This window comes from Pedobacter sp. AC464 (assembly GCF_979253075.1).
In genome coordinates this window covers 39,961-64,499 of record NZ_CEEDBV010000001.1, presented here as the reverse complement: position 1 = coordinate 64,499, position 24,539 = coordinate 39,961, and the positions used below count along the sequence as shown (strand labels likewise).

The 24,539-nt window shown below is 38.6% G+C and carries 26 protein-coding genes; 16 read left to right on the top strand and 10 right to left on the bottom strand.

Translation table 11 applies throughout. The features are described 5' to 3' along the window. Positions 1–145: 145 nt before the first annotated feature. From AC0IWT_RS00285 to AC0IWT_RS00275, 3 genes are read left to right on the top strand one after another with little or no spacing between them, the layout of a single operon-like run. Positions 146–595: a DoxX family protein gene (locus AC0IWT_RS00285; protein WP_471795481.1), complete on the top strand. Its 450-nt coding sequence runs from the start codon at positions 146–148 to the stop codon at positions 593–595. A gap of 10 nt (positions 596–605) precedes the next feature. Further along, positions 606–1,412 (top strand): nucleoside triphosphate pyrophosphohydrolase, encoded by an 807-nt coding sequence (gene mazG / locus AC0IWT_RS00280; protein ID WP_471795480.1) that lies wholly within the window; start codon positions 606–608, stop codon positions 1,410–1,412. Continuing rightward, on the top strand, positions 1,393–1,821 hold the full coding sequence (locus AC0IWT_RS00275) for a hypothetical protein (protein ID WP_471797215.1): 429 nt from the start codon (positions 1,393–1,395) through the stop codon (positions 1,819–1,821). Before mazG ends, AC0IWT_RS00275 begins: the two co-directional genes overlap by 20 nt. Positions 1,822–1,917: 96 nt before the next feature. Here AC0IWT_RS00275 and AC0IWT_RS00270 read toward each other — a convergent pair whose 3' ends face one another. Further along, positions 1,918–2,301 (bottom strand): YchJ family protein, encoded by a 384-nt coding sequence (locus AC0IWT_RS00270; protein ID WP_471795479.1) that lies wholly within the window; start codon positions 2,299–2,301, stop codon positions 1,918–1,920. A gap of 73 nt (positions 2,302–2,374) precedes the next feature. Between AC0IWT_RS00270 and AC0IWT_RS00265 the strand changes: the two genes are divergently transcribed. From AC0IWT_RS00265 to AC0IWT_RS00255, 3 genes are read left to right on the top strand one after another with little or no spacing between them, the layout of a single operon-like run. Then, complete coding sequence (locus AC0IWT_RS00265; protein WP_056870296.1) at positions 2,375–3,178, top strand: tRNA pseudouridine synthase A; 804 nt, start codon at positions 2,375–2,377, stop codon at positions 3,176–3,178. A 47-nt stretch (positions 3,179–3,225) separates the two neighbouring features. Next, the gene (locus tag AC0IWT_RS00260) at positions 3,226–3,657 is read left to right on the top strand and encodes a hypothetical protein (protein ID WP_471795478.1); all 432 of its coding nucleotides are present in this window, start codon (positions 3,226–3,228) and stop codon (positions 3,655–3,657) included. Further along, positions 3,657–4,061 carry a hypothetical protein gene (locus tag AC0IWT_RS00255; RefSeq protein ID WP_056870298.1) on the top strand — a complete coding sequence of 135 codons (405 nt, stop codon included), beginning with the start codon at positions 3,657–3,659 and terminating at the stop codon, positions 4,059–4,061. The genes AC0IWT_RS00260 and AC0IWT_RS00255 overlap by 1 nt, the downstream gene beginning before the upstream one ends. Before the next feature lie 2 nt (positions 4,062–4,063). Here the strand turns inward: AC0IWT_RS00255 and AC0IWT_RS00250 are convergent, their stop codons facing one another. Continuing rightward, the gene (locus tag AC0IWT_RS00250) at positions 4,064–5,284 is read right to left on the bottom strand and encodes an ABC transporter permease (protein ID WP_471795477.1); all 1,221 of its coding nucleotides are present in this window, start codon (positions 5,282–5,284) and stop codon (positions 4,064–4,066) included. Positions 5,285–5,444: 160 nt separating this feature from the next. Here AC0IWT_RS00250 and AC0IWT_RS00245 point away from each other — a divergent pair, with 160 nt between their 5' ends. Further along, a complete protein-coding gene (locus tag AC0IWT_RS00245; protein WP_471795476.1) occupies positions 5,445–6,689 on the top strand; it encodes an exo-beta-N-acetylmuramidase NamZ family protein in 1,245 nt (414 codons plus the stop codon). A 125-nt stretch (positions 6,690–6,814) separates the two neighbouring features. Further along, entirely contained in the window at positions 6,815–7,021 is a 207-nt protein-coding gene (locus AC0IWT_RS00240; protein WP_056870301.1) for a hypothetical protein, read from the top strand. A 24-nt stretch (positions 7,022–7,045) separates the two neighbouring features. Here AC0IWT_RS00240 and AC0IWT_RS00235 read toward each other — a convergent pair whose 3' ends face one another. After that, positions 7,046–8,905 carry a PAS domain-containing sensor histidine kinase gene (locus AC0IWT_RS00235; RefSeq protein WP_471795475.1) on the bottom strand — a complete coding sequence of 620 codons (1,860 nt, stop codon included), beginning with the start codon at positions 8,903–8,905 and terminating at the stop codon, positions 7,046–7,048. 25 nt (positions 8,906–8,930) lie between these two features. Beyond that, positions 8,931–9,977: a DNA topoisomerase IB gene (locus AC0IWT_RS00230; RefSeq protein ID WP_056870303.1), complete on the bottom strand. Its 1,047-nt coding sequence runs from the start codon at positions 9,975–9,977 to the stop codon at positions 8,931–8,933. Between the two features lie 88 nt (positions 9,978–10,065). Here AC0IWT_RS00230 and fmt point away from each other — a divergent pair, with 88 nt between their 5' ends. Continuing rightward, a complete protein-coding gene (fmt, locus tag AC0IWT_RS00225) occupies positions 10,066–10,977 on the top strand; it encodes a methionyl-tRNA formyltransferase (protein WP_056870304.1) in 912 nt (303 codons plus the stop codon). A 105-nt stretch (positions 10,978–11,082) separates the two neighbouring features. On the opposite strand, the gene AC0IWT_RS00220 is transcribed toward fmt, so the two are convergent. Next, complete coding sequence (locus tag AC0IWT_RS00220) at positions 11,083–11,922, bottom strand: aminotransferase class IV (protein ID WP_471795474.1); 840 nt, start codon at positions 11,920–11,922, stop codon at positions 11,083–11,085. 3 nt (positions 11,923–11,925) lie between these two features. Further along, entirely contained in the window at positions 11,926–12,954 is a 1,029-nt protein-coding gene (locus AC0IWT_RS00215; protein ID WP_471795473.1) for an RluA family pseudouridine synthase, read from the bottom strand. 636 nt (positions 12,955–13,590) lie between these two features. Between AC0IWT_RS00215 and AC0IWT_RS00210 the strand changes: the two genes are divergently transcribed. The 4 genes from AC0IWT_RS00210 to AC0IWT_RS00195 all read left to right on the top strand — a co-directional run bounded on the left by AC0IWT_RS00210 (position 13,591) and on the right by AC0IWT_RS00195 (position 16,662). Continuing rightward, a complete protein-coding gene (locus tag AC0IWT_RS00210; RefSeq protein ID WP_471795472.1) occupies positions 13,591–14,424 on the top strand; it encodes a 1-aminocyclopropane-1-carboxylate deaminase/D-cysteine desulfhydrase in 834 nt (277 codons plus the stop codon). Between the two features lie 50 nt (positions 14,425–14,474). Continuing rightward, positions 14,475–14,726 carry a hypothetical protein gene (locus AC0IWT_RS00205; RefSeq protein ID WP_056870308.1) on the top strand — a complete coding sequence of 84 codons (252 nt, stop codon included), beginning with the start codon at positions 14,475–14,477 and terminating at the stop codon, positions 14,724–14,726. Positions 14,727–14,926: 200 nt separating this feature from the next. Further along, positions 14,927–16,258 (top strand): L-lysine 6-transaminase, encoded by a 1,332-nt coding sequence (lat, locus tag AC0IWT_RS00200; protein ID WP_471795471.1) that lies wholly within the window; start codon positions 14,927–14,929, stop codon positions 16,256–16,258. Positions 16,259–16,260: 2 nt separating this feature from the next. Further along, complete coding sequence (locus AC0IWT_RS00195; RefSeq protein WP_056870310.1) at positions 16,261–16,662, top strand: hypothetical protein; 402 nt, start codon at positions 16,261–16,263, stop codon at positions 16,660–16,662. A 46-nt stretch (positions 16,663–16,708) separates the two neighbouring features. Here AC0IWT_RS00195 and AC0IWT_RS00190 read toward each other — a convergent pair whose 3' ends face one another. The 4 genes from AC0IWT_RS00190 to AC0IWT_RS00175 form a co-directional block, all read right to left on the bottom strand. Beyond that, positions 16,709–18,070, bottom strand: coding sequence for an acyl-CoA dehydrogenase family protein (locus AC0IWT_RS00190; protein ID WP_056870311.1), 1,362 nt, complete (start codon positions 18,068–18,070; stop codon positions 16,709–16,711). Positions 18,071–18,307: 237 nt separating this feature from the next. Next, complete coding sequence (gene bshB1, locus AC0IWT_RS00185; protein WP_056870312.1) at positions 18,308–19,024, bottom strand: bacillithiol biosynthesis deacetylase BshB1; 717 nt, start codon at positions 19,022–19,024, stop codon at positions 18,308–18,310. A 5-nt stretch (positions 19,025–19,029) separates the two neighbouring features. Further along, complete coding sequence (locus AC0IWT_RS00180; RefSeq protein WP_056870313.1) at positions 19,030–19,542, bottom strand: glutathione peroxidase; 513 nt, start codon at positions 19,540–19,542, stop codon at positions 19,030–19,032. Between the two features lie 9 nt (positions 19,543–19,551). Then, positions 19,552–20,166, bottom strand: coding sequence for a DUF4294 domain-containing protein (locus AC0IWT_RS00175; RefSeq protein ID WP_471795470.1), 615 nt, complete (start codon positions 20,164–20,166; stop codon positions 19,552–19,554). A 109-nt stretch (positions 20,167–20,275) separates the two neighbouring features. On the opposite strand from AC0IWT_RS00175, the gene AC0IWT_RS00170 reads away from it, so the two are divergent. The 3 genes from AC0IWT_RS00170 to AC0IWT_RS00160 all read left to right on the top strand — a co-directional run bounded on the left by AC0IWT_RS00170 (position 20,276) and on the right by AC0IWT_RS00160 (position 24,521). Beyond that, positions 20,276–22,483: a RelA/SpoT family protein gene (locus AC0IWT_RS00170; RefSeq protein ID WP_056870315.1), complete on the top strand. Its 2,208-nt coding sequence runs from the start codon at positions 20,276–20,278 to the stop codon at positions 22,481–22,483. Positions 22,484–22,703: 220 nt separating this feature from the next. Further along, positions 22,704–23,201 carry a Fur family transcriptional regulator gene (locus tag AC0IWT_RS00165; RefSeq protein WP_056870316.1) on the top strand — a complete coding sequence of 166 codons (498 nt, stop codon included), beginning with the start codon at positions 22,704–22,706 and terminating at the stop codon, positions 23,199–23,201. Positions 23,202–23,240: 39 nt separating this feature from the next. Then, positions 23,241–24,521 carry an adenylosuccinate synthase gene (locus tag AC0IWT_RS00160; protein WP_471795469.1) on the top strand — a complete coding sequence of 427 codons (1,281 nt, stop codon included), beginning with the start codon at positions 23,241–23,243 and terminating at the stop codon, positions 24,519–24,521. Positions 24,522–24,539: the final 18 nt, after the last annotated feature.

Genomic DNA, 24,539 nt, shown 5'->3' with positions numbered 1-24,539 from the left:
TGGCAATTAATCTGAATTGCTTAAAAATTAGTGACTCGATGCGAATCGCTAAAACACAGAAGGCAGGCAAAAGACTTGTCGCAAATTCGACGGGCAGATTCGAATGCATAAAACAAATTCAGAAAATCATTTGTAGATTCGGTAGATGAAACCCCTTTTTGTTTTACTTCTAGTTTACGTTGCCCTGCTCGGCTTTGGTAATCATACCGCATTTGATAAAGGCAATATCTTCGCAGGAAATATTGCCATGGCTGTAATGTTATTATTTACTGCAATTGGCCATTTCAAGTTTAAAACATCAATGGCTGCTATGATTCCGCTTTTCATACCAAAAAAAGTAGAAATCGTCGTGCTCACAGGTGTTCTCGAAATACTTCTAGGCATTTGCTTATGTGTAGAAGAAACCAGGTTTTATGCCGGCATTGCGTTAATTTTGTTCTTTTTAGCAATTCTGCCAGCAAATATTTATGCTGCGAAACATCAGATTAATTACGAAGATTTATATAAACCTGGTCCTGGAATAAAATATTTGTGGTTCAGAATACCATTTCAATTTTTCTTAATCGCCTGGGTTTGGTATTTTAGCGTTCGATAAATTTTACAACATGCCGAATAATCCGATTCCTGCCGTTGCGCACAATCCTGCCGATGCTTTTACCCGTTTGCTTACCGTTTTGAATACCCTGCGTACGCAGTGCCCTTGGGATAAAAAGCAGACCATGGAAACATTGCGTCACCTTACCATTGAGGAAACTTACGAACTCAGCGATGCAATTTTGGAAGGCGATTTGAATGAGATAAAAAAGGAATTAGGCGATGTAATGATGCATTTGGTTTTCTACTCCAAAATCGCCTCAGAAACTAACCATTTCGATATTGTTGATGTATTAAATGGCGTTTGCGATAAGCTGGTAAGCCGTCATCCACATATTTACGGTGATGTTGAGGTACAAAACGAAGAAGACGTAAAGAGAAACTGGGAGCAAATTAAACTTAAAGAAGGGAATAAATCGGTGCTTGCAGGCGTTCCTGGTTCGCTACCAGCCTTGGTAAAAGCATCCCGAATACAGGAAAAGGCCCGAGGAGTTGGTTTTGACTGGGAAGATAAAAATCAGGTTTGGGAGAAAGTTGAAGAAGAACTGCAAGAGTTTAAAGCAGAATTTAACGTTACAGACAATACCGCAATTGATGTAGAAAAAGCGGAATCTGAATTTGGCGATGTTCTTTTTTCCTTAATTAATTACGCCAGGTTCATCAACATAAATCCGGAAAATGCACTGGAGAAAACGAATAAAAAGTTCATCAAACGTTTTCAATATCTCGAAAATAAAGCCAAAGAAAGTGGTAAAGCCCTGGCAGACATGACCCTTGCGGAAATGGATATTTACTGGAATGAGGCAAAGAAACTCTGATATGAATGCAGCAACAAATGATAATGCAGGCCCAAAAAACCTGATAAGTATTGTTACCTTTAATGTTATCGCAACCCAAACCGTTGATGGTGGCGTTATTCCATGGGTGAACATTGGAAGGGCTAATGAGGAAATATTAAATTTGATTGATGCCGATGAAATTGTGATTCCGGAACACGAGATTACAGTTGCTGTAGACTATCCTCTGGCAGAGCCGACATCATTTCATTTATTCTCCTCGATTGGTTTTTCACGAAAATTGCTTTTAATTGAAATCAGGGAAAGATTTTTATCATTCTCTGCTTCAGAACAAAATCAGTTCGACATTTATGGGCTAGACCTGGTGTCTTTAGATGTATACAAAACCAATTTAGGCAAAATTGAACTCACCCTGGAAATAGATAATTAACTGAATTTTTTTTAGTAAATCAGCGGGTAAACCTCGACTTTAAGACTTTTAAAGCCCGCTCAGTTACGTTAATCTGAGTTTTCGAAATAGTTATTTTCAAGGGTAAAACTGGCCATCAACATAATACCATTTGTTGTTTTCGAGTTTAAAATTTGATTTTTCGTGCAATACCTCTGTTCCGAATTTGTTGTTTAAGTAAAATGCTTTAAATTCTACTTTGTCAAACTCTGCAGAAGCAATTTCCAGTTTAAGCCACTTTATACCTTTTGCGCTCTTCTGGTAGTCGACCTTTGAGTTTCGTTTTCGCTTGCTTAAATGTGTGGTTTCAAATAAATAATCTCCGTCTGCTACAACAAATGCCGAATATCTCGAACGCATTAAAGCTTCAGCTGTTGCTGCGGTTTTCACTCTTAAATGATAAGGCTCGCAACAATCTTTATAGAGCAACCCGGTACCGCAAGGACAGTTTTTAGGATTCATTTTATGATTTATTAAGCAAAATTAGGATTTAATATTTCCTCAGCTAAAATTTGTGTAAAATTGCACTCGAAAAATGAGGTATTTCTTTCACATTGCGTATCAGGGGCAACATTTTAGTGGCTGGCAAAAACAGCCAGGCGTTAAAAGCGTTCAGGAGGTTATAGAACAAACACTTTTCAAGATTTTGAAAACGCCAATCCCGATTATTGGTTGCGGCCGAACCGATGCACACGTACATGCCAGTCAGTTTTTCTTTCACGCAGATATAGAACAGGCGTTTGAGTTTGACCTTCTTTACATATTAAATAAGGCACTCCCATATAACATTGCGGTTTTTAATATTACTAAAATGGAGGGAAAACCCCATGCCCGTTTTGATGCCGTTCAACGGAAATATGATTACTTTATTCACACCTATAAAGACCCGTTTTTGAGTAACCAGAGCTCTTTTTATCAATTGAAAAACCTCGACTTTGAAAAAATGAAAGCTGTGGTAGCGCTTCTGCCAAAATATAAAGATTACAGAGCCTTTTGCACCCATCCGGATAAGTATGAACACACCATTTGCAATGTAATGGAGGCAAAATTATTTGTAAACCCAAAGGGCGACAGGTTTCGGTTCCATATTGCGAGCAACCGGTTTCTGGGTAAAATGATTCGCATTACAATGGGGAAAATTTTGATGGTAGGCAAAGGCGAATTGAGCGTGGATGAATTTGAAAGTGAGCTCATAAATCTAAAAGCATCAAAGCTATCTTTGCCTGCGCACCCGACAGGCTTATACCTATCAAAAGTGAGCTATCCATACTTAAACCTTGAGCCCAGAACCGAAATTATTGATGCCGTTCAGGGGAATAACGATTGGATTTTGCTTTAATTGTAGCGTTTTCACCTCGCTGAACGTTTTAGTGTAAATTTTAGAGAATGAAGAAACATCTGGCGGCTTTAGCCATTTTAACCGTACTATTTTTTGGTTGTAAAAAGTCTGCTGATAAAAATTTACCCCTTCAGGGAACTTACACCGGCGAACTCATTGTAAGGCCCTCAACCTATCAATTGATACCCAACAGCCCTACCGAGATTAGTTTCAACAGCGGCAATTTTATTGTAAAGGCAGGTGATAAGCCAACCAGCGGTTCAGGAAATTTTAAATTGGAAAACAATTTGCTGGTTTTCTCTGATGCAAATATTTACACCGCAGATTTCGACTGGAACAGGATTTTAAACGGAAACTACAGCTATCAAATAAAAGGAGATAGTTTGATATTGAAAAAAACCATTTCACTTTGCAAAGACCCTGCTCAGAACTGCCTCACCACAATTTATCAATACAATCTTATCAAGAAAAATAATTAATGAAAGTTTTTTACTTTTGCTTCATCACGCTGCTTATACTCAGCTCCGGGTGTAAGAAAAAGGGCGAATCGCTCAATCAGACTGTCGCGTTTATTGGCGAAAGCAAAAAGCAAATTGGCTCCTCTACCTTTACAATTACAAACATAGTCGATAGTCGCTGCCCTAAAGAGGCAATTTGTGTGCGTGAAGGCAATGCAGTGGTTTCGCTTAAGGTTCAAACTGATTTTAACATACAAAATTTTAGCCTTTGTATTGGCAATTGTACCGAAATCGGATCAACTGATAACATTACCTTTACTACCGGTAACGCTAAATATTGGGTAAAACTAAAACAAGTATCGCAAACCGACGAAGCCAAACCAGATCTCCCGAAGGTTGTTACGTTGGAAATTACTAAAGGTTAAGCCTATTTAAATCGAATTGCTTTTAATGGAGAAACCTTACTTATTAGCAAAGACGGAATAATTAGCACCGTAAGGCAAACAACAACCGTTATAACGTTTAAGCCCAGTACGTCAATAAAATGAAGCTCTATTGGGGCGTAGGCAAGAAAATATGAAGATTGATCTAATTTAAAAATATGGGTAGACTGCTGAATCAGGCCTAAACCAACGCCTAAAATATTTCCAAGCAATAATCCGATTCCAATTAAGTAAGCCGCGTTGTAAAGAAAGATTTTCATAATGCTCCAGTTGCTGGCGCCAAAAGATTTCAACATTCCTATCATATTTGTTCGCTCCAAAATCATTATCAGCAAAGCCGTAATCATATTAATAACTCCAACGATAAGCATCAAAATCAGCAACACATTTGTATTTACATCGAGCAAACCCAGCCAGGTAAAAATGTTTGGAAAGTTTTCTTTGATGGAATAAGAACGTAAACTTTGCGGCAACTCTTCAAAAACATGATCAGCAACCGATTTAAGTTTATTAAAGTCTTTAATTCGGATTTCTATGCCGCCAATTTCTTCAGGTTTCCAGTTGTTTAAGCGCTTTACGATGTTCAGATTTCCCAAAACAAAGCCTTTATCAATGTCTTCAACGCCAATATCATAAATCCCTACGATTTTAAATTTGCGTGGACGAAGTTGATTCTGAACGAAATACATGATAAAATCATCGCCTGTTTTAAGTTTCAGCCGGTTTGCGGTGTAATTAGAAACCAGTAACTCCTGCATTGCAGCGGTGCTATCAGAAAAATCTATTATCGTTCCGCTGATGATATGTTGCTTGATATATTCCCAATTGTAAGTGCTATCAACACCTTTAAAGTTTATTCCTTCTATCTCATCATTAGCAGAAATAATTGCAGGTTTTGTAGCATAAGGATAGAAATATTGTGTATTTGGATTGCTTTCCAGTTGCTTGCGGGTTTTCTTATCCAAAACGAAAGGTGAATTTTCAAAGGAACTGTTTAAGTCGTATCGTGTAATTTGAATATCACCCAAAAACCCGCGAACTTTATCCTGAATTTCAGTTTTAAACCCTTTAATTATCGCTATCGAGAGGATCATTACCGCCAAACTCAGCATAACGCCTGCAATTGCGATACGAACGATGAGCTTTGAAAAGGTTCGTTCTGATTTTATGGCGATTCGCCCGGCTATAAAATATTCGAAATTCAAGGTGATAAATTTGTTGTGGCAAAAATGCTCAAATCCTTTTTAAAAATGGCACTTTTGAAAATAAATAAGCGTTGGTAAAAAATTCAATACGCTTACAACAATAATCAAAAAAGTGCTAAATTGTTTTATTGTTGATTAAAAATGACTAAACCTATCGAATATGAAAACCAGTATCAGCTTTGCGCTTGCCAGTTTAATTGCGCTTTCTGCTTGTGGGCAAAACCCGCATGCTACAACTAAAGGCGACCATGTAAATTTGCATCCAATAAAGGCTAATCAAACCATCAAAACCGGCGCAGAACAAACGGAAAAGTATTTGCCTTTATTAAAAGGAAAACGTGTTGGGATGGTGGTAAACCCAACTTCAATAATTGGAGCCGCTACTTCGGTTGATAGTTTATTAAAACGCGGCGTAAAAATTCAAAAAATATTTGGTCCTGAGCATGGTTTCCGGGGCGATGCAAGTGCAGGCGTTGTTGTTAACGATGCTGTAGATGCAAAAACCGGAATAAAAGCTGTTTCTCTGTATGGAAAACACAGTACGCCGACAAAAGAGGATTTGGCTGATATCGACATCATGATATTTGACATTCAAGATGTGGGCGTTCGTTTTTACACATACATAAACACCCTGCAACATGTTATGGAGGCTTGCGCAGCAAATAATAAAGAACTTTTAATTTTAGACCGGCCAAATCCAAACGGGTATTTGATTGATGGACCGATTTTAGATCCTCAGTTCAAATCAGGGATAGGCATCCAACCTATTCCTATGGCGCATGGCCTAACAATTGCGGAGTATGCACAAATGCTAAATGGCGAGGGCTGGCTAAAAGACAAGGTGAAATGTAAGATTACGATTATAAAAAACGCCAACTACAATCACGATATGGAATACACGCTTCCTGTGAAACCATCTCCAAACTTAAACACACAACAATCCATTTTATTATACCCAAGCACCTGCCTGTTTGAAGGAATTTACCTGAATCATGGTCGTGGTACACAGTTTCCGTTTACCGTAATTGGTGCGCCTTATTTAAAAGGAATTTATAACTTTTCATATACACCTACCGGGATAAAAGGGATGGCAGAAACACCAATTTTTAAGGATCAGGTTTGTTATGGAATTGATTTGAGAAACTATGACACAAACATTTTAAGGAAAGAAAAGAAAATCAACATCACATGGTTAATCGACCTGTACAAGGCATCGCCGAAAAAAGAAGATTTCTTTAATTCGACATTAAGTAACCAAACCATGCCAATTGAGCGCCTGGTTGGCGTGGCAGATTTTAGAAAGCAGGTAATTGCCGGCAAAAGTGAGCAGGAAATCAGGGCAAGCTGGGAACCGGGACTTTCGGCCTATAAAACCATGCGCAAAAAATATTTGCTTTACAACTAAAAGATTTACCGCTGACAGAATTCAAACAATGTTTAACAGGAAGTTGTTCTAATGTTGAACAACTGAATAACTCGCAATAAGTAAGTTTTAAAGCAGTTGTTAGTTTAAATTCAATCATCAATATTATGAGCGGACCAAAAGTTAAAAGTGATAAACCCGGAAGCAACTACGAAGAAGAAGTACCTAAGGGGAGAGCGCCTGTTGATAAAAAAACGGTTAGAAAACCTAACGACAGTACGCCAAACAAACCTGTTAAAACGCCAAACCCAGCTGAGCGGAGAGAAAATGAGGAACAGCCAGTTCACTCCATAAAAAAAGCACCTAAAGAATAATTCGAGTTTGATTACACTGATTTACTAATTGGTGTAGTCAACTTTTAGCGCAAAATAGAAAGTAGAACCTTCGTTTTCAATGCTATCCAGCCATATCTTTCCGCCTTCACCTTTCACAATTTCTGAAGAGATATATAGACCTAATCCTAATCCAGGATAAGTGTGCTGCAAGTTTCCGCTGACGCGATAAAACTGGTCAAACACTAAATGCTGTAGTTCTTCTGATATACCAATTCCATAATCTCGAACGCTAAGAATAACCTCGCCCTCTTTTACATAACTCCTTACCAAAATCTCGTTCGCATCTGTAGAGTATTTAATTGCGTTAGATAAGAAGTTGATAATCACCTGTCCAATCCGCTCCTTATCGGCAAAAACTGTAGCATTACTAGCCAGTTCAACGTTAATTTTGTGCTGGGAAGTGGTATGCTGTACATCATCAACAATATCCTGTACAAGAAAATCAAATTCAAATTTTACAGGATTGAAAGTCATTTTACCAGATTGAATTTTGGTCACGTCAAGCAAATCGCCGATTAAACCTGTTAATCTGTTCAACTGCAAATCCATACGCTTCACCATATTCGCCTTCTTTTCGTCGCCCTCGCTCCTTATCATCCTTTCCAAAACCTGGGCATAAGCTTTAATGCTGGTAACAGGTGTTTTCAATTCGTGACTTGCTATGCCTAAAAATTCGTCTTTTTGCTTTTGTAACTGTACCTGCTTGGTAACATCAATGGCCGCGTGTAAAATCGCGTAAACGCTGCCTTCAGCATCTCGAAGGGGTTTGTAGGTAAAGTTAAACCATCGCTCTGTAAGTTCTCCATTAACCATTAAATTGGCCGCTTGCTGGTCTGCATGGTAGGCAATTCCAGAACGGAATACCTCTTGCAGAAGCGGAATAAATGGCTGACCAACAAGTTCTGGAATGCCTTCAGCCATCGTTTTTCCGATGATACTAATATCTTTATCCCAAAGCTTTAACATTTCATTATTAGCAATTTTAATGACGATGTTTTCCGTTTCGTAAAGCGCAGTAGGCATTGGGTTTTCGAGCACCAGATTTCGAAATCTTGCTTCACTTTCTTTAAAGGCATTTTTGGAAATAACCTGTGTAGTAATTTCATTTGCTACAACCATTATACCACTCACTGCTCCATTCTTATCACGTATTGGATCGTAAACAAAGTTGAAATAGTAATCTCCTAAAACTCCGTTACGTTCCAGTGTTGCCAGGGTTTCGTAGCCGTAATGAGCAACCCCACTCTCCAGAACATCTTTTAACAACCCCGGAAAGGGCTGATTAATTATTTCTGGTAATCCTTCAATAAGTTTTAAACCAATTATGTCTTTATTCTTACCCCAAATCTTTAGCAGCTCATCATTTACATCCTCAATAATGAGGTCTGTTCCCCGCAAAATACCAATTGCCACTGGCGCATCGTAAATCATCTGGCGAAAAAGTGCTTCGCTTTCCTTAACTTGTTGCTTTGCATTTACAAGTTCGGTAACATCGGTTGCGTTGTTCAAAATTGCCCAAACATTGCCTTTGTCGTCTTTTAGTGGCTTGTAAATAAAGTCGAAATAGAACGTTTGTAAAACACCATTGTTCATTAGGTCTACTTTATCTTCTTTAGCTTCGTAAGGGGTTCCGGTTTCGAAAACGCCTTTGAGAATCTGAATGAAAGGCTGACCTTCTAATTCAGGCAATGCAGCTGCCAGCTCCATACCTTTTACGGAGTCATCTTTACCCCAGGCGTTTAGCATGGCTTTATTCGCAACAGAGATAATCATATCCCGACCAACATATAGGCCAATCGGCATCTCTGATTCTTCTATCAGAATATTAAATAAATCGTTTTTAGCTTGAAAATTTATGTGCATAAAGGGAAACAAATATAAAATGTTTTTATTTGCTTCCCGTCGATTTTAAAAAAGATAACAGCACTTTCTCATCGTGTTCAAGGCTAAGTTTTCCGATGGCTTTTTTGTTATTCATCTTCTTCATGTATTTTTCGAGTTCATTATTCTCGTAGGCCGAAATCAACAAAGGGTATACGTAAGAACTTTTGCACACGGCCCGTGTGTTGCCTAACTTTTTGGCCACACAATCTAGAACACTAACAACTGTTTTTTTACTGTTGAGGTTAAAATTTTCATCGGCACTACATTTCGAAAATTGCCTTAATGCCTCGAGGGTACCGCCCCAGGTTCTAAAATCCTTAGCTGTAAAATCGCTGCCCGTAATTTCTTTAATATAGTTATTGATTTTTCCGGAGTCAATTCCCCTATGTTCTTTGCCGTTAGAGTAAAATTGAAATAAGTCCTGACCAGGAATATCGCGACATTTTTTAACCAGTTTGGCCAATGTTCTATCGTTCAATTCAACGTTTTGGCGCACGCCTTTTTTGCCGATAAAATCGATATTGATTTTGCTGCCGTTAATTTTCACATGCTTATCTCTTAAGGTTGTAAGTCCGAAAGAGCCATAAAGCTGCTTATAACTCTCATTACCAACCCTAATTAATGTTTTTTGCAGTACATCTACCGATATGGCCAAAACCTTGCGTTCATCAAGTTCCTTTCGGTTCAAATCCTTCATCAACCGCTTTCTGGCTTCAGGTAGTGCCTTACCGAACTCGTACAACCTAAAATACTTATCTTCGGAACGTCTGCTTGTCCATTTTGGATGATATTTGTACTGTTTCCTTCCGGCCGCATCGGTACCGGTTACCTGCAGGTATGCATTTGGCTTGTTGGCAATCCAAACATTTTGCCAGGCAGGAGGAATAACTAATGATTTTATCCTGTCAAGATGCTTTTCATCGGTAATTTTGTGGCCATTTTTGTCTTCGTAGTAAAACTTGCCAGGTTTACCCTTTCTGTAAAATCCAGGCATAGAATCAGTTACGTAAACCAATCCACTAGCCTTTACAACATCTTTGCCTTGTACCATTTTTACCTTTAAGGATGATTTTTTTTAGTTATTTTGCAAAACTTAATCTAACGCTTCTCGTTATTTACAAACACACAACACCTTTCTCATGAAAATAGTTTTTATGGGCACGCCTGATTTCGCGGTAGCCTCTTTAGATGCCCTGGTTAAAGCCGAATTCGATATTGTAGCAGTAATTACTGCTCCTGATAAGCCAGCAGGACGAGGCCAAAAACTAAATGAAAGTGCAGTAAAAAAATATGCTGTTGAAAAAGGAATTCCAGTGTTGCAACCCGAGAAACTTAAAAATCCGGAGTTCCTCGAAACGCTGAAATCTTATGAGGCTGATTTACAAGTTGTGGTAGCATTTAGAATGTTGCCCGAAGTGGTTTGGAATATGCCACCGAAAGGAACTATCAATTTACACGGCTCCTTGTTGCCGCAATATCGGGGTGCCGCACCAATAAATCATGCAATAATTAACGGAGAACAGGAAAGCGGTGTAACTACTTTTTTTCTAACACACGAAATCGATACCGGCGATATCATTTTGAGCGACAGCACGCCAATTGCGGATGATGAAACTGCCGGAGAGTTGCACGATAAATTAATGATTATCGGTGCAAACCTGTTAGTTAAAACAGTAAAAGCAATTGAAGGTGGCAATTTTACAGAACAACCGCAGCCACAAATCGATGTGTTAAAGCATGCGCCTAAAATATTTAAAGAGGATTGCAAAATAGACTGGAATAATTCCGCTAAACAAGTACACAATCTTATCAGAGGTTTAAGTCCTTACCCAACTGCATTTACAATATTAAACGATAAGGTATTGAAAATTTTCAAAGCAGAAATAGAAGATAAAGAACCCGGTATTGCTGCTGGCGGATTTTTGACCGATGGAAAGACATTTCTAAAGTTTGCCACCAAAGACGGCTTCATTAAACTTCTGGATATTCAATATGAAGGAAAAAAGAGAATGCTTATTGAAGACTTTTTAAGAGGAATGAGGCTGACCTAACAGGCGGTTGAGGACGGATTTTTTTGCTTGGCAGCTTACTTGTGTAATTCACTTAAGTCCGCGAATTTAGGAATTTGAAGAATTAAAACTGGTAACTGCAATCAGCTAAAGCGCATTTAATTTTTCGATAAGAAATTTAGAAACTTCATTAAAGTATCGTTTCCTGCCATAACCCATTACCCATTGAATGCCTTGTATTGCGTTTGTAATAAAAACCTCTTCGGCTTCCCTTAAAATTTCTGGATTAATCTGCGCTTCAATTAAATCTAAATCGTTCATTTTAGCCAGCTGCATAATCGCTGTGCGCATAACGCCACTAACACAACCTTCGGTTAAAGCGGGTGTGTAAATTTTATTATCATAAACAACAAAAACGTTTGCGCTTATGCTTTCACATAAAAAGCCGTGCTGGTTCAAAATTATAGCTTCATCTAAGCGATTTTGGCTTTTGAATATACCGGCCATTACATACAACAATGCATTCGAGGTTTTGAAGTTAGAAAGCTTGTTAACAGGTTTAGTTAATTCATCAAAAACATCTATGATTAGACCTTTATTGTTTAACTCGTAAGCATCGCTTTTTAATGTTACGCCTTCCAAAACATAACCTGCTTTATTAATTTCTGGTGTGTACACGCCGGCGCCCTGCCGGTAAACAGAAAGTCGGAAACGCACATTCCCGCTCCACCGGTTTTTTTTAACAAGGTCTGCTGTTTTCTGCCTGATGAAGTAATCATCCATCAAAGCATGTCCTTCCATTTTAAGGGTTTTCATGCCCGCAACAAGCCTGTCGGCATGTAAATCTGCAAATTGCAGTTTTCCCTTAATCATGCGCATGCTCTCAAACAGTCCATCTCCAAATTTGAAACCTCTGTTTGAAGCGGTTAAAACAGGCGTATCAACTAATTGAAATTCATCATTAAATAAAAGGTAAGGTTGCGACATAATTTAAGAGGCAGCTATATAATTTTCCCACTTATTTAATGCGGCCTTAAAATCGGTAGGAAGTGGCGATTCAAAGTACATGTATTCTTTTGTATTTGGATGAATGAAACCCAAACTTTGCGCATGCAACGCTTGTCTGGGAAGTAATTCAAAACAGTTATCCACAAATTGTTTGTACTTGTTAAACGTAGTTCCTTTTAAAATCTTATCGCCACCATACATCGCGTCATTAAACAATGGATGGCCAATGTGTTGCATATGTGCCCGGATTTGATGTGTTCTGCCGGTTTCCAGTTCGCAACTAATAAGCGTAACGTAGCCTAAGCGCTTCAAAACTTTATAATGCGTTACAGACCACTTCCCTTTTTCTTCATCATCATAAATATCCATAACACGGCGATCTTTAACACTTCTTCCGATGTATCCGCTCACCGTTCCATCGCTTTCAATATCGCCCCAAGCTAAAGCGATGTACTTTCTGGTAATGCTGTGATCGAAAAACTGCCTAGCTAAATGCGTTATAGATTTTTCATTTTTACTGATAAGCAGTAAACCCGACGTGTCTTTATCAATCCGGTGCACTAAACCAGGTCTTCCATCATTTCCCGGCAGTTGAGGCAGTTGCTCAAAATGAAAGGCCAGTGCATTTACAAGTGTGCCAGTATAATTGTTAAAACCAGGATGCACAACCATGCCTGCTGCCTTGTTTACAACAAGCAAATCGCTGTCTTCATAAATAATATCAAGCGGCAAATCTTCCGGGTAAACTTCGGTATCACGGGGAGGATGTGGTAAGACTATGGAAATCTCATCGGCAGGTTTTACTTTATAACTGGCCTTAATTTGCTTCTGATTCACCAGGACATTTCCAGCATCAATTGCATTCTGTATTCGGTTTCGTGAAGCATTTTCCACACGAACCATCAAAAATTTATCAATTCGAAGAAGCGATTGCCCCTTATCAACAATTATTTTTAAATGTTCATATAATTCCTGCTCTTCCGATTCCTGCAATTCAACCACTTTTTCCATCCCGCAAAAATAATCTTTTAAACCCAAGATTTTTGATTCATTTTATAATAAGAACAAAGAACCACGCTTGAAATGAATTACTAAGCCCGTAAAACTTTCATAGAAACGTGAATTTTTTAAGCTATGGGATTAAGAAGAAAGTGAGCTTGATATATACTTTAAGCACAAAATGATGGTTAGGTAACATGGAATTAACAATGATACCGTATCTTTGAATAATCAAAAAAAAGTAAAACGCCCTCAAAATGAAAATCTTAACAGCAAAACAAATCGAAATCAACCACCTTTAAAACGGGTGCTGCGCTTTTAGCAAAACAAACTCAGAGAATTTTTAATGGCTTAAATTTCAAATCAACATATCATTAAAAATAAGTTAAATTTAATATAATCTACCCCACCAGAAAAAAGTTGGCTTGCTATTTGCTAACTAATGCATACCTAATCATTTTATCTATGAAAAATTTTACTCAGAATGTAAAAATCGTTCTTAATTTTTTTCCTTATCTAGTAAGGAAAATATATTTCAAATAACTAATTATTTGAATAAGTAACAAAAAAACACCTGCAAATTGCAGGTGTTTTTTATTTTTACACGTGTTTGAAAAAATATACAGTCCTGTAGATAAAATAAAATTAATGGCATTTAATGATTTAAATGTTAAACGGGATGATTTAATAGATCCTTACATTTCCGGAAACAAATGGAGAAAACTGAAGTACATCCTGGCAAAAGCTAAAGCGGAGCATAAAAATCATTTGGTAACATTTGGAGGAGCTTTTTCCAATCATTTAGTGGCAACTGCGGCCGCTGCATCGAGAAGCGGTTTAAGAGCTACCGCCTTTGTTCGTGGCGAAGAAGTTAAAAATGACATTTTGCTGCTTTGTACGCTCTATGGAATGGAACTTATTTTTGTTAGCAGGGAAAGTTACAGGAACAAAGCTGCCTTGTTCAATACCCGCTTTCTAAATGATGAGAATGCTTTTTTCATTGATGAAGGTGGGGCATCTGCCGAAGCGGTGAAAGGTTGTGCAGAAATAATAGACGAACTTGACGGGGAATACGACCATATCTTTTGTGCTGCCGGAACCGGTACAACCGCAGCAGGCCTTTTAGGAGGAGTAAAAAAACACAATCTCAAAACAAAAGTACACGTTGTTCCCGTTCTAAAGAATGGCTTTTTTATTAGAGATGAAATAACTAAGTACACGGCAGACTGCCCCAATTTAGTACTCCACAACGATTATCATTTTGGTGGATATGCGAAAACAACGCCTGAGCTGATTACTTTCATTAAAGATTTTATTTCCAAAACGGGCTTGCTCATCGACCCTGTGTATACCTCGAAGATGTTTTTTGCGATAACAGATCTTCAAAAGAAAGGTACTATTGCTGCTGATGAAAGAATTTTAGCTATTCATACTGGCGGCTTGCTGGGTATTTTTGGAATGAAGGATAAATTCAATTCTTAAAAATAAAACTTTTAGGCATAAAAAAACGTATTCATAAAAAAGCGGAAGTTATGAAAGTTAAGGGCACATTGGTTATTACCTTGGAAACTGGCGAGAAGGCGCTGATTTTACTCGCAGAAAATAAAAGCGAACAGGAAAAACTATATCACTATTTGTCTGTCGACGCATATAAGTTTAAAAGCGAAATTTCTGAAGAAGCTCCAAGAATCGACTTTATTTCAGCAGGATACAATGACGATGACGATCAGATAATCTGGGAGGATAATTACATTCCTGTTCCAAAATGGTACGAGAAAAATTAGCTCGTGTCACTCGTAAAAAGCCATCCTTTGCTAAATTCAGCGAAAAAGTTTTCCACAATGCTTAAGTCCAAAACTGCTTTTTGTCTATAAACTAACTTTAAACTGTTTAAAGCTATTTTTTGTACCAGAGTTCAAAAAGCCCTTAAAATTGCTATTCAGACACATTTTTGTAAATTTGAGATACACCAATATCTCCGTTTATGTATAAATTAACAGTGCCAGCCAACCAGGTTAACGAATCATTAAATAAGCATATCCTAGCAGATGGGTTCGACCTAACCTACGATATGGAAAAAAGTAATGGTGCTTATATCTACGACTCAAAGTACAACAGAACTTTATTAGATTTCTTTACCTGTTTTGCTTCTGTGCCCCTCGGCTACAACCATCCAAAGATGATTAACGATGAGGAATTTAAAAAAAACCTGCTGCTCGCTGCAATGACGAATCCTTCTAATTCTGATGTATACACACAGCAATATGCCCAGTTTGTAGAAACATTCTCCAGGATAGGTATCCCCGATTATTTGCCCCATGCATTTTTTATCGCCGGTGGCGCTTTAGCAGTAGAGAATGCAATTAAGGTAGCTATGGATTGGAAAGTGCAAAAGAACTTTGCCAAAGGCTATACTGAAGAAAAGGGCTTTAAGGTTTTGCATTTTGAAAAAGCATTTCATGGGAGAACCGGCTATACATTGAGCTTAACGAACACTTTGCCGGATAAAACCAAGTGGTACGCCAAGTTCGACTGGCCACGGGTAACAACCCCAATTGTTAAATTTCCTTTAGAAGCCGGCAATTTAAATCAGGCTATCCAGTCTGAAGAATTGTCGATAGCACAGGTTAAGCAGGCATTTCTCGACTTTAAAGATGACATATGTGCAATCATTATTGAGCCAATTCAATCTGAAGGTGGCGACAACCATCTAAGGGAAGAATTTCTCGTTACACTGCGAGAAATCGCCGATGAAAATGATGCCTTTTTAATTTACGACGAGGTACAAACCGGTGTTGGTTTAACCGGGAAATTTTGGTGCCATCAGCATTTTAGCGAGAAAGCCAGACCCGACATCGTTGCATTTGGAAAGAAAATGCAGGTATGTGGCATTTTAGTGGGAAATAAAGTGGATGAAATTGAAACTAATGTTTTTAAAGTTCCAAGCAGGATAAACTCTACCTGGGGCGGAAACCTTGTAGACATGGTTCGTTCAACTCAAATTTTGCAAATTGTTGAGGAAGACAATCTGTGCGATAATGCGACAAACATTGGCAATTATCTTAAACAAAACCTTGAACAACTTGCGCAAAAATTTGACTCGATAAGTAATGTTCGTGGAAAGGGTTTGCTGTGCGCTTTCGATTTTCCCGATAAAGAGATCCGAAATTTGTTTATCAAGGAGGGGTTAGCAAACAATGTAATGTTTTTAGGTTGCGGTGATCGCACAATTCGTTTTAGGCCGGCGCTGTGTATCGAGAAACAACATATTGACCAGGGCTTGACGGTAATGGAAAAAATATTGCCTTTATTGTAAACATGAATAACAAAGTAATTGCCTATGTTATAGCTGCGCTAGCACTTATATTGGTGTTTTTCATGGTGAAAGACACGCTTAGCCAACCCGGCATCGATGATATGAAAGCGGGCTTTAAAGAAATCGCTAAATTCAGAAATGCCAATAACACCGGCCCCGTTCAGCGAATTTACATAGTAACGGTAAAAGACACAATTTGGCAGGAGCTTGAAGAATACGGCAACTTAATGCCACACACAAAATATGGCAATACCAAAGTTTATTACTTTTTGGCTGGCAATAAGGTGCCAGAAAAATTGCAACCCGGCGACGTGAATTTTGACCCCGCGTTTAATAAATCCTGCATTGCACTATTTGAAAAAAGTGCAATGAGCCAGGTAATTTTTAATAAGTACCCTTTCTAGCTTTGCGAGGTCTGTTCGATTTCATGGACAGACTTCGTATTCTTCGTTAAACGAAAGCCGAAAATCCGGTTATTGCCCGCCCCACAATCAGCGTATTAATTTCCTTTGTTCCTTCGTACGAGTAGATTGCTTCCGCATCGGCAACAAAACGGGCAACATTATACTCAAGCAAAATTCCATTTCCACCCATCACCTCCCTCGCCTTGCTAACCACATCACGAGTTCTCAGCGAGCAAAAAACCTTTGCAAGCGATGCATGTTCATCTTTAAGCAAACCTTGATCCTGCAATTGAGATAGCCTGAAACATAAAGTTTGCATGGCTGTGAGGTTCGAGAGCATCTCCACCAAATGGTTTTGAATGAGTTGAAACGAAGCGATTGGCTTACCAAACTGCTTTCGCGTTCTGGTGTATTCCAGCGCATTCTCGTAGGCACCTCTTGCGCAACCCACAGCCTGCCAGGCTACGCCGGCTCTGGTCATTTGCAGAACTTTGGCCGTGTCTTTAAATGAATTTGCATTCTGAAGCCTGTCGGCTTCGTCTATTTCGCAGTTGGTTAAAGTAATTATACCGTTTTGCACAATGCGAAGCGCCATTTTATCTTTCATCTTCTCGACTGCGAAACCTGGATTATCTTTTTTTACGATGAATCCCTTTACCTGGTCGTCATCTTCGTCTCTAGCCCAAATAACCAAAATATCGGCAAATGTTGCATTGCCTATCCACTTTTTTTGGCCGTTTAACACCCACTTATCGCCTTGCCTTTTACAGGTTGTTGTTAAGCCACCAGCTGCAGCTGAGCCTACCTCGGGTTCTGTTAAACCAAAAGCACCAATTATTTTAAATTGCTGCATTAATGGCAACCATTTTTGTTTCTGTTCTTCTGAACCACAAAGGTAAATTGAACCCATAGCCAAACCACTTTGCACGCCAAAAAAAGTTGAAATCGATGTATCTATTCTTGCCATTTCCATCGCCAAAATGCCTTCCATCAGATTGGATTTTCCCGGGCATCCATAGCCTTTATAGGTTAAACCACAGATATTAAGTTCTGCCAGTTTTGGTATAATTTCGAAAGGAAACTCTGCCCTATTCCAGTACTCGTTTACGATGGGCTTCACTTCCTTTTCTAAAAAAGCTCTAACCCTAAGTTGTAATGCTCGGTCTTCATCTTTAAGCGCCTCGTCACCAAGGTGGTAAAAATCCCCCTCAACAGGAGGAAGTTCCTTTGTTTTCCTATCTCCGCCCATCATTTTCATCATTCCAGACAGTTGCTTTTCATCTAAACTGGAAATGGTTTCAACCATTTTAGGCAGATCAATTTTTTTCGACAGTGATCCGAGCTTTTCGAAATCTATGTGCTTAAAAAGATTATACGCGTTTTTTAGATTTGAGATTATATTCGCCATTAGTGTCGTTTTAAAACTAACAAACAAGCAGCGATTTTGTTGAAGGGACGTTAAATAGCAGGATTTTCAACCTGTTTAAGTTTTGGGAGAAAACCTTCGCAATAGACGACAGATTATCAAGCGCATTGAAAAAATAAGCCGGCAAGCACCATCAATAAAAAATAATGCTAATATGAGTATGGCAGATTACCAGCGCTTAATCCGCGTTTTAAAGCTGTATTAAAGCGATACCTGGAGTTACTTCAAATCAAAGAGATTATTAACGCCAAGCAGCTTTCGGGATGTAAAGCCTTCGCCAAAGGTTGCGCCGATGCTTTTCCCAAATTCTCTTGAACGTCCGATAACGGTTTCAAAAAATTCGGGAGAAGAAATATAAGTGTCCAATCCATCAACTTCGGGGTTAAAAAACTGAGTTTTAAAAGCCTGAATAGATTTGATTTTGGTATCCATATGTTCGGTGATATCAACAATAATATCAGGTTTTAAATACCTGTCTTGAATAAATTGTAAGAGCAAACGGGGGCGGTGAGCTTCCTGTATTTCGCCGTTAAATGAAGTTTCTATCTTCGGCAGGCCCGATAAAAAAACTGAATCATAAACGAGGTCACCAGCCCTTCCATGGTCGGGATGCCGGTCTTCCAGCGCATTACTTAAGATAATTTCTGGCTGATATTTTCTGATTATCTTGATTACTTCCAGTCTGTGATGTTCGTCATTTTGAAAAAAGCCATCTCTGAACCGCAAATTTTCCCGGGCATGCAAGCCTAAAATCTTTGCAGAATCTGCTGCTTCTTCATCGCGGGTTTCAGCTGTTCCCCTTGTTCCTAATTCGCCTCTGGTTAAATCGACAATTCCAACTTTTTTTCCTAACGCTATATGCTTTAAAATTGTTCCCGAACAACAGAGTTCTGCATCATCCGGGTGAACTGCTATTACTAAAATATCTAACTTCATCTAATTTACCTGGTATTGTTTTCCAGCAGGCGCTGAATTTTCTTTTTAATTTTAGAACTTAACGGCTTTGTAAAAGGGAAAAAATAATCTTCAACTTCGCCTTTCTGATTAACAAGATATTTATGAAAATTCCACCTCGGTGTTGAACTTAACTTGCTATTTAACTTCTTGTCACTCAGAAACTGATATAATGGATGCGCCTGTGCGCCACGAACCATAATTTTATCGAAAACGGGAAATTTTACACCATGATTTATCTCACAAAAAGAACTTATCTCGTTCCCGTTTAATGGCTCTTGCTTCCCGAAATCATTTGTTGGAAAACCTAGAATTTCAAAATCAGGATTGTTAATTTCATCTTTTAATTGCTGTAATTCGCCCAGCTGGGGTGTAAAGCCACATTCGGATGCCGTGTTTACAATCAGCACCACCTTATTTCTATAGGCAGATAAAAGCTGATCTTCGCCTGTAATCTTTTTCACCTTAAATGAATAGATATTCGGAATATTTTCCTTCATTTTTTGCGGTTATTGATAAAAGCCTGAAGACCGGATAATGGATTCGATGTCCCTATCCTCATTTTTATCGTAAGTACTTTTTAGATTATGACCAACAACGCGGGCAATAATCTGATATGAAAATGCTGCAAAACCACCCTTTGTTTGTTTAACAATATCATAAGTGGTACGGCCAACCTCCCTATCAATTAGTTTTGTTAAAATCTGGCCTTGAGTTATCGTTAAATCTTTGATTTCACGATTAAACATATCTTTAATTTCTTTATCGCATTGTTTAACCAATACTTTCTGATCTTTTTTCTCTGGTGCCGTGAGCAAATCACGCTCCAGCTGTTCATACCTTCTTTTTGCAAATAAGGCATAAGGCATTACCTTCAAAACATTGTATCGTAACCGGTTAAAAGCAGCCTGCTCCTGCGGCGACTTCCAAATCCTTGCCGCAAAAATAGAAACATCATTAAGCTGCATCCACGGAATCATGATTCCATTATCATTTGTTGATGCTACACGTATCGTATCTGTTTTCCCCAGTTTGGGAAACACGGGTGCGCTATTATCCTGGGCTTTTAGTGAAACACTAAAAATCATGACAATAAACAGAATGATTAGCCCTTTAAATTTCATAAATTTATACCTCAACAAAGTTAGGTGTTATTTCATATATTAGGAGTTTTAGAAAACTAATATAAGTTTTATTCGAGAATAAGACGCAATTTTTACGCAAAAAATACAAATGAAAACAGAGTTAGTGATTGATTTAGAGGCAGAGAAACAGGAAATATTAAAACGATATAGGGCACTGCTCCGTGCCAGCAAATCAACCTTGCAAAAAGGAGATAAAAAGGAAATTAGAAAAGCGTTTGATATGGCTCTTGAAAGCCATAAAGATATGCGCCGAAAATCTGGCGAACCTTACATTTATCATCCAATTGCTGTGGCACAAATTGCAGCCGAAGAAATTGGCTTGGGCACAACTTCTATTGTGTGTGCGCTATTGCATGATGTGGTTGAAGACACAGACATTACGCTTGAAGACATTGAGCGGGAATTTGGGAAGAAGACGGCGAAAATTATAGATGGGTTAACTAAAATTTCGGGGGTTTTTGATACAAACAGCTCTCTCCAAGCCGAAAATTTCAGAAAAATGCTGCTAACCCTGGCCGACGATGTTAGGGTGATTTTAATAAAACTGGCAGACAGGTTGCATAATATGCGTACCATGGATTTCATGCCAAGGCACAAACAACTTAAAATTGCATCAGAAACCATTTATCTCTATGCACCGCTTGCCCACCGCTTAGGCTTATACGCTATAAAATCGGAGCTTGAAGATCTTTCTATGAAATACCTGGAGCCCGAAACTTACAAGTTCATAGCGAAAAAGTTAAACGAGAAAAAAGCAGAACGCAACATGTTCATTAAAAAGTTCGTAGAACCAATTGATGAAATTGTGCACGAGCAAGGTTTGGTGGCTGATGTTTACGGCAGACCGAAATCTATCCATTCCATTTGGAATAAAATGAAGAAAAAGAACATTCCTTTTGAGGAGGTTTATGATCTATTTGCCATTAGAATTATTCTAGACAGCGCTTATGAAAACGAAAAGGCAGATTGCTGGAAAGCATACTCAATTGTAACCGATTTGTATCGCCCCAATCCTGACAGGTTACGCGATTGGGTTTCCTCGCCGAAAGGGAACGGATACGAATCGCTTCATACCACAGTGATGGGGCCGCGTGGGCAATGGGTTGAGGTCCAAATCAGAACGCAAAGGATGAACGAAATTGCCGAAAAAGGTTTTGCGGCACACTGGAAGTATAAAGAATCGAGTAACGACAACGGTTTGGATCAATGGATTCAGAAAGTAAGGGAAATGCTGAATAATCCGGAGGCAAATGCGCTCGACTTTTTGGACGATTTTAAGATGAACCTGTTCTCGGATGAGATTTTTATTTTTACGCCGAAAGGTGCTCTCATTCAATTACCGCTGGGTGCAACGGCTTTGGATTTTGCTTTCGAAATACACACAGATGTTGGCGCAACCTGCATTGGAGCCAAAGTGAATCATAAGCTGGTGCCGATTTCTTATAAACTGCAAAATGGCGACCAGGTAGAAATTATTACCTCGAGCAAGCAAACACCTAAAGAAGACTGGCTTAATGTTGTAGTTACCGCCAAGGCAAAATCAAAAATTAAATCTTCATTAAAAGAAGAAAAAAGAAAAATTGCCGAAGCCGGAAAAGAGATTCTGGAACGAAAGCTGAAATCATTAAAAATAACATACAACACCGATAACTTACAGAAAATCAGCTACTTTTTCAAGCTGCCTTCTACACAAGAATTGTTTGTTAATGTAGCTTTAGGAAAGATAGAACTTAAGGATATTAAGGAATATCTCTCGAGCGAAAAAGAAGTAGAAAACCGAGGTCCCGAACGCCCTGAAAACCTTACGGTAGACATGGTAAAAACCAAAATGAAAGGTTCGGAAAACGATATTTTGCTTATTGGAGAAGACCTGCAGAAAATAGATTATACCTTGGCGGCTTGCTGTAATCCTATTCCCGGCGATGATGTTTTTGGATTCGTTACCGTTAGCGAAGGCATAAAAATACACAGAACAAACTGCCCTAATGCAGCCCAGCTCATGGCGAATTATGGCTACAGAATCGTTAAAGCTAAATGGAACAAACAACAGGAACTCACATTTTTAACAGGGCTTCGCATTGTTGGAATTGACGATGTTGGACTGATTAACAACATCACTAAAGTAATTTCTAATGATTTTAAAGTGAATATGCGCTCCATTACGGTTGATACAAATGAAGGAATTTTTGATGGTTCGATTATGATTTTTGTTAATGACACGGAGCACCTCGAAAACCTGATTAAAAATTTACTTGAGGTTAAAGGTGTAACCGGGGTAACCAGGTTTGATGCTTAATAAATTATCGATTATCCGTTATTATTAAGTAGTTACTGGTTATTGTTGAATAAATTCAACAATAACCAATCATTTTTTTATCAGCCTTGAATTTGCCTACTGGCCTAGAATTATAACGGATGCGCTGAAACCAGTTCTACCCTACTTATTACAACATTTCAACAATCTAACAGTTGAACAATCAAACAATTTACATACCTTTGAGAGGAGTTTAAAAACTATGTCTGAACAAAAAACAAATGAGCTGGTTCGCAAGATTTTTGAGGCTTATCTAGAGAACAAAAATCTGCGTAAAACACCGGAACGTTTCGCAATATTAGAAGAGATTTATTCGCGAAATGACCATTTTGATGTCGAAACCCTCTACATCCACATGAAAAATCAAAAGTATCGCGTTAGCCGTGCTACTGTTTACAATACATTAGAACTTTTAGTTTCCTGTGATTTGGTTACCAAGCATCAGTTTGGAAAAAACATGGCTCAGTTCGAAAAATCTTATGGTTATCGCCAGCACGACCATGTAATTTGCATTGAATGTGGTAAAGTGGTAGAGTTTTGCGATCCCCGAATCCATCAGATACAAACCATGGTTGGCGATTTGTTAAAATTCGATGTAAAACACCATTCATTAAATCTTTATGGTTTCTGTTCTGATTGCAGTATGGCCAGAAAAGTGAGCGAAAATGCCGCTTCTGTGGCAAAAGTTGCAGCAAATTAAATCAATTAAAAAAAATAAAACCAGCTTAATTTTTAAATAATGACGCAAGTAGATGTACTTCTCGGCCTGCAATGGGGCGATGAAGGAAAGGGAAAAATCGTTGATGTTCTAAGTCCGAAATATGACCTTATTGCCCGTTTTCAGGGTGGTCCCAACGCCGGACATACATTGGAATTCGATGGCAAAAAATTCGTTTTAAACACTATTCCATCAGGAATCTTTAACGAAAAAACCATGAACCTTATCGGCAATGGTGTTGTTATCGACCCGATTATTTTGAAAAGAGAGCTAGATAACTTAAAAAAGGCCGGGCATGATCCTGTTGCCCAGGGCAAATTAGTAATCGCCAGAAAAGCACACTTAATCTTACCAACCCATCAGTTATTAGATGCTGCAAACGAAGCAAGGATGGGCAAAAATAAAATTGGCTCAACATTAAAAGGGATTGGCCCAACCTACATGGACAAAACCGGCCGTAATGGTTTGCGAGTTGGCGATACTACCCTCCCTGATTTTAAAGAACGCTACCAAAAATTGGTAGAAAAGCATACCGAAATACTTTCTCATTACGAAGGATTTGAATATGAGCTTGCAGAGAAAGAAGCATCGTTCTTCGAGGCGATTGAATTCTTAAAGTCTATCCCGCATGTAGATAGCGAACATTTCGTAAATGGTTATTTAAAACAGGGAAAAGCTGTATTAGCGGAAGGTGCGCAAGGAACGTTACTCGACGTTGATTTCGGCTCATATCCGTTCGTTACCTCGAGCAATACAACAACTGCCGGTGCTTGTACTGGTTTAGGCATTGCACCAAACAAAGTTGGCGCTGTGTATGGCATTTTCAAAGCCTATTGTACACGTGTTGGTGGCGGCCCTTTCCCTACAGAACTGGATAACGAAGTTGGCGAAAACTTACGTGCATTAGGTCACGAGTTCGGTGCAACTACAGGGCGTGCCCGCCGTTGTGGATGGATAGATTTACCTGCTTTAAAATATGCCATTATGTTAAACGGTGTTACCGAATTAATAATGATGAAGGCAGATGTATTGGATACCTTCGATAAGATTTATGCTTGTACGCATTACGAATACAATGGCGAAACAATCGATTATATGCCTTACGACATCATTTCGATTGAACCAAAGCCAGTTTTGAAGGCTATCAACGGCTGGGCTACCGATGTGACAAAGATTACAACCGTAGAGGAAATTCCCGCTAAATTAAATGATTACATCGCATTTTTAGAGAAAGAACTTGAAGTACCAATTAAGTTTCTTTCCGTTGGACCAGATAGGGCTCAAACTTTAGAATTACGTTAAGAACACACAATTGGCGCC

Excerpts from the sequence above, each read along its gene's own strand:
- AC0IWT_RS00215 (WP_471795473.1), bottom strand. The coding sequence starts at position 12,954 with ATGGAAAAAGTGGTTGAATTGCAGGAATCGGAAGAGCAGGAATTATAT.
- AC0IWT_RS00205 (WP_056870308.1), top strand. The coding sequence starts at position 14,475 with ATGAAAGTTAAGGGCACATTGGTTATTACCTTGGAAACTGGCGAGAAG.
- AC0IWT_RS00230 (WP_056870303.1), bottom strand. The coding sequence starts at position 9,977 with ATGGTACAAGGCAAAGATGTTGTAAAGGCTAGTGGATTGGTTTACGTA.
- AC0IWT_RS00270 (WP_471795479.1), bottom strand. The coding sequence starts at position 2,301 with ATGAATCCTAAAAACTGTCCTTGCGGTACCGGGTTGCTCTATAAAGAT.
- fmt (WP_056870304.1), top strand. The coding sequence starts at position 10,066 with ATGAAAATAGTTTTTATGGGCACGCCTGATTTCGCGGTAGCCTCTTTA.
- AC0IWT_RS00175 (WP_471795470.1), bottom strand. The coding sequence starts at position 20,166 with ATGAAATTTAAAGGGCTAATCATTCTGTTTATTGTCATGATTTTTAGT.
- AC0IWT_RS00220 (WP_471795474.1), bottom strand. The coding sequence starts at position 11,922 with ATGTCGCAACCTTACCTTTTATTTAATGATGAATTTCAATTAGTTGAT.
- AC0IWT_RS00160 (WP_471795469.1), top strand. The coding sequence starts at position 23,241 with ATGACGCAAGTAGATGTACTTCTCGGCCTGCAATGGGGCGATGAAGGA.
- bshB1 (WP_056870312.1), bottom strand. The coding sequence starts at position 19,024 with ATGAAGTTAGATATTTTAGTAATAGCAGTTCACCCGGATGATGCAGAA.
- AC0IWT_RS00235 (WP_471795475.1), bottom strand. The coding sequence starts at position 8,905 with ATGCACATAAATTTTCAAGCTAAAAACGATTTATTTAATATTCTGATA.
- AC0IWT_RS00260 (WP_471795478.1), top strand. The coding sequence starts at position 3,226 with ATGAAGAAACATCTGGCGGCTTTAGCCATTTTAACCGTACTATTTTTT.
- AC0IWT_RS00195 (WP_056870310.1), top strand. The coding sequence starts at position 16,261 with ATGAATAACAAAGTAATTGCCTATGTTATAGCTGCGCTAGCACTTATA.
- lat (WP_471795471.1), top strand. The coding sequence starts at position 14,927 with ATGTATAAATTAACAGTGCCAGCCAACCAGGTTAACGAATCATTAAAT.
- AC0IWT_RS00265 (WP_056870296.1), top strand. The coding sequence starts at position 2,375 with ATGAGGTATTTCTTTCACATTGCGTATCAGGGGCAACATTTTAGTGGC.
- AC0IWT_RS00245 (WP_471795476.1), top strand. The coding sequence starts at position 5,445 with ATGAAAACCAGTATCAGCTTTGCGCTTGCCAGTTTAATTGCGCTTTCT.
- AC0IWT_RS00255 (WP_056870298.1), top strand. The coding sequence starts at position 3,657 with ATGAAAGTTTTTTACTTTTGCTTCATCACGCTGCTTATACTCAGCTCC.
- AC0IWT_RS00170 (WP_056870315.1), top strand. The coding sequence starts at position 20,276 with ATGAAAACAGAGTTAGTGATTGATTTAGAGGCAGAGAAACAGGAAATA.
- AC0IWT_RS00285 (WP_471795481.1), top strand. The coding sequence starts at position 146 with ATGAAACCCCTTTTTGTTTTACTTCTAGTTTACGTTGCCCTGCTCGGC.
- AC0IWT_RS00165 (WP_056870316.1), top strand. The coding sequence starts at position 22,704 with ATGTCTGAACAAAAAACAAATGAGCTGGTTCGCAAGATTTTTGAGGCT.
- AC0IWT_RS00180 (WP_056870313.1), bottom strand. The coding sequence starts at position 19,542 with ATGAAGGAAAATATTCCGAATATCTATTCATTTAAGGTGAAAAAGATT.
- AC0IWT_RS00190 (WP_056870311.1), bottom strand. The coding sequence starts at position 18,070 with ATGGCGAATATAATCTCAAATCTAAAAAACGCGTATAATCTTTTTAAG.
- AC0IWT_RS00240 (WP_056870301.1), top strand. The coding sequence starts at position 6,815 with ATGAGCGGACCAAAAGTTAAAAGTGATAAACCCGGAAGCAACTACGAA.
- mazG (WP_471795480.1), top strand. The coding sequence starts at position 606 with ATGCCGAATAATCCGATTCCTGCCGTTGCGCACAATCCTGCCGATGCT.
- AC0IWT_RS00275 (WP_471797215.1), top strand. The coding sequence starts at position 1,393 with ATGAGGCAAAGAAACTCTGATATGAATGCAGCAACAAATGATAATGCA.
- AC0IWT_RS00210 (WP_471795472.1), top strand. The coding sequence starts at position 13,591 with ATGGCATTTAATGATTTAAATGTTAAACGGGATGATTTAATAGATCCT.